The following is a 3,685-nucleotide window of genomic DNA, read 5'->3' as shown; positions in this document are numbered from 1 at the left end:
TTTTCTACTTTAACTGTCAATATATTACGTTTTTAGTTTAAATAAAGAAAAATTAGATTGCAAAGGTAAAAAAAATGTAGATAGAAAGATGTGAGTATTAATGCATTTATAATCAATAATAAAGTAAGTACTAGAAGTACCTATTTAGTGCCTCTAATAAAACTTTGTATTACTCATTATACTTGGGCTTTGAATTAAAATTGGATGTGAATGTAAAAGTCATTCACTTGTCATTAATACTCATTTAGCCAAGCTGTCATTGGGTTTTGTAACTTAATGACAATCAAATGACTACTTTGTGACATTAGATTTAAGCGACAAAATACACATAATATTCTAACAGCCAAAAACATACAAGTTTTCTTAGAGACACTATTTAATAATTTCGTTCAAATAGTTAAGAAGATTATCGTTTGGCTCAATTTTAATAGTTTGTAATCCTGCTTTTCTCCCTGCTTCAACATCTCTTTGTGAATCACCAATGAAATATGATTCTGTAATATCAATGTCATGTTTTGCAATAGCTTTTTCGAGCATTAGGCTATCAGGTTTTCGACACAAGCATTTGCTAACTGAGTCATGATGAGGACAATAAATAATATCTTTTATAGCAATATGAAAAGATGAAAAAAAATCTTTTATTAATTTATGAATTTCTTTTACATCCTGATGAGTATAAATACCTTTTGCAATACCTCCTTGATTTGTAATTATAATGAAAATATAGCCATTGTTTTTTAGTGTTTCCAATGTTTCAACTATTCCATTAACAAATTTTGTGTGAGCAACTTTGTAATTGTATTTACCCCTTTCCTTTATTATTACACCATCACGATCTAAAAATATTGCTTTTTCCATAAGTTATTGATTAAAAATATAACAAATCAATTACTTCAAAAATAACAAAGAAGTTTGAAAATAATTGTGTTTTATTTTTTATATATTTATTAAGTTTGCGGTTTGTTAAAAATTATTAAATAAATTGTTTTGTCAAAATCATTAGTAATAATTCCCACATTTAATGAGAAGGAGAATATTGAGGATATTATAAGAAAGGTATTTTCTTTAAATTCTCCATTTGAAATACTTGTTATTGATGACAACTCACCGGATGGTACAGCTGTTATTGTTAAGGATTTGATTAATAATGAATTCGCAAACAGACTGCATATACTTGAGAGGAAAGGAAAACTTGGCTTAGGTACTGCTTATATCAAAGGTTTTAAATGGGCTATTGAGCACAAATACGATAATATTTTTGAGATGGATGCAGATTTTTCTCATAACCCTAATGATTTGGAAAGGTTGCTTAACGCTGTTGATAAAGATAATATTGACTTGGCAATTGGGTCAAGATATATTACAGGTGCTAATGTTGTAAACTGGCCTCTTGGAAGAGTGCTTATGTCTGTGTATGCTTCACGCTATGTTCAATTTATTACGAGAATGCCTGTAAAAGATACCACTGCCGGATTTGTTTGCTACCGAAGAAAAGTTCTTGAAACCCTTGAACTTGATAAAATTAGATTTAAAGGTTATGCTTTTCAGATTGAAATGAAATTTTTAACATGGCAGTATAAATTTAAAATTAAAGAGATTCCTATTATTTTTACCGATAGGCAAAAGGGAGTTTCAAAAATGAATAAATCTATTTTTTATGAAGCATTTTTTGGTGTTATTCAAATGAAATGGACAAGCTGGTTTAAAAAATACTCAAAGTAGGTGTACAAGATGCAGGATACAAGATGCAGGATACAAGATGCAGGATACAGGATGCAAGATACAGGATGTGCTTTGTGCTTGCCTGAATAGGGTTGACTTTTTTCTCTGCGTTTCTGCGACTCTGCGTTTAAACAAATAAATAGTTCTTAAATCAAAACAATTACTTTGTTTTTCACTACTTCCACAAAACCTGAGTCGGTATCGTAAAATTCCTTTTCGCCATCATCTTTAATGATTCTAATTTCACCTTCTTTCAGTAGTGCAATTATAGGAGCATGATTATCCAAAATTTCAAAATAGCCTTCTTCTCCGGGGAGTTTTACACTTCTCACTTCTCCTTCAAAAAGAACATTCTCAGGTGATATAATTTCAAGATACATTTTATTCAGCTTCTTTAAGTAGTTTTTCACCTTTCTCAATAGCTTCTTCTATAGTACCAACAAGCAAAAATGCATTTTCAGGATATTTGTCAACTTCACCATCAAGAATCATGTTAAAGCCTTTAATAGTGTCTTCAATTTTAACAAATTTACCTGGCATTCCTGTAAATTGCTCAGCTACATGAAATGGTTGTGATAAAAATCTTTGTATTCTACGTGCACGGTGAACTATCAGTTTGTCTTCGTCAGAAAGTTCATCAATACCAAGTATAGCAATAATGTCTTGTAAATCTTTAAAGCGTTGGAGTAATTCTTTTATTCTTTGAGCTGTTTGATAATGTTTATCACCAATAATTTCAGCTGTTAGAATTCTTGAAGTAGAATCAAGAGGGTCAACAGCAGGATAAATTCCAAGTTCTGCAATTTTTCTACTTAAAACAGTAGTAGCATCAAGGTGTGCAAAAGTAGTAGCAGGAGCGGGGTCGGTAAGGTCATCAGCAGGAACATAAACAGCTTCCACTGAAGTAATTGAGCCTCTTTTTGTTGAGGAAATTCTTTCTTGCATTTTACCCATTTCTGATGCAAGTGTAGGTTGGTATCCAACAGCCGAAGGCATACGTCCTAAAAGGGCAGATACTTCGGAACCTGCTTGTGTAAATCGGAAAATATTATCAATAAATAAAAGTATGTCTCCTCCACCGCTTTCTTCTGTGCCATCACGAAAAGATTCTGCAACACTTAATCCTGAAAGTGCAACTCTAGCACGTGCTCCGGGAGGTTCGTTCATTTGACCGAAAACCATTGTTGCCTGAGATTTTTTTACTGCTTCCATATCAACTGTTGAAAGATCCCAGTTTCCTTCTTCCATACTTTTTTTGAATTCATCTCCATAGTTGATAACACCTGATTCAAGGAATTCACGAATAAGGTCGTTACCTTCTCTTGTTCTTTCTCCTACACCTGAAAACACTGAAATGCCTTCATACATTTTGGCAATATTATTAATCAGCTCCATGATGATTACAGTTTTTCCTACGCCAGCACCACCAAACAAACCAACTTTACCTCCTTTAGAGAATGGTTCGAGTAAATCAATAACTTTAATTCCTGTCCAAAGTGGTTCTTCTTCTGTTGAAAGTTCTTCAAATTCAGGCGGATCTTGATGAATAGCTCTGTAATTATCAGTTTTTACAGCTCCAATTCCATCAATTTCCTGTCCTACGACATTAAATAATCTTCCTCTGATATTTTCGCCTATGGGCATTTTTATCGGTGATTCAGTATCAATAACTTCCATCCCACGAACAAGTCCTTCGCTAGAATCCATGGCAACTGTTCTTACAATATTTTCTCCAAGGTGTTTTTGAACCTCCAGAATTAATTGACTGCCGTCTTTTTGTTTTATGGAAAGTGCTGTATTTATATCAGGTAAGTGATTTCCTTCGTTTGAAAAACTAACATCTATAACCGGACCTATAACTTGAATTACTTTTCCTTTATTCATAATTGGAGTAATTTTTTTTAGCAAATTTAAAAAAAATATTTTAGGAAATTAGAAATTACTAAGAAGAAATTAAGAATAA

The 3,685-nt window shown here is 32.2% G+C and carries 4 protein-coding genes; 1 reads left to right on the top strand and 3 read right to left on the bottom strand.

The window, feature by feature from the left end; all coding sequences use genetic code 11:
• Positions 1 to 372: 372 nt before the first annotated feature.
• Positions 373 to 858, bottom strand: coding sequence for an HAD-IIIA family hydrolase (locus tag U9R42_05475; protein MEA3495470.1), 486 nt, complete (start codon positions 856 to 858; stop codon positions 373 to 375).
• Positions 859 to 981: 123 nt separating this feature from the next.
• Here U9R42_05475 and U9R42_05470 point away from each other — a divergent pair, with 123 nt between their 5' ends.
• Positions 982 to 1,722 carry a polyprenol monophosphomannose synthase gene (locus U9R42_05470; protein ID MEA3495469.1) on the top strand — a complete coding sequence of 247 codons (741 nt, stop codon included), beginning with the start codon at positions 982 to 984 and terminating at the stop codon, positions 1,720 to 1,722.
• A gap of 146 nt (positions 1,723 to 1,868) precedes the next feature.
• Here U9R42_05470 and atpC read toward each other — a convergent pair whose 3' ends face one another.
• Both atpC and atpD read right to left on the bottom strand, forming a co-directional pair.
• Complete coding sequence (atpC, locus tag U9R42_05465; protein MEA3495468.1) at positions 1,869 to 2,102, bottom strand: ATP synthase F1 subunit epsilon; 234 nt, start codon at positions 2,100 to 2,102, stop codon at positions 1,869 to 1,871.
• 1 nt (position 2,103) lies between these two features.
• Complete coding sequence (gene atpD / locus U9R42_05460) at positions 2,104 to 3,609, bottom strand: F0F1 ATP synthase subunit beta (GenBank protein MEA3495467.1); 1,506 nt, start codon at positions 3,607 to 3,609, stop codon at positions 2,104 to 2,106.
• Positions 3,610 to 3,685 lie beyond the last annotated feature (76 nt).

Source organism: Bacteroidota bacterium, from assembly GCA_034723125.1.
Lineage (GTDB): Bacteria > Bacteroidota > Bacteroidia > CAILMK01 > JAAYUY01 > JAYEOP01.
This window is presented reverse-complemented; position numbering and strand designations above follow the sequence as displayed.

Coding starts and splice junctions, on each gene's coding strand:
- U9R42_05475 (MEA3495470.1), bottom strand. CDS start 858: ATGGAAAAAGCAATATTTTTAGATCGTGATGGTGTAATAATAAAGGAA.
- atpC (MEA3495468.1), bottom strand. CDS start 2,102: ATGTATCTTGAAATTATATCACCTGAGAATGTTCTTTTTGAAGGAGAA.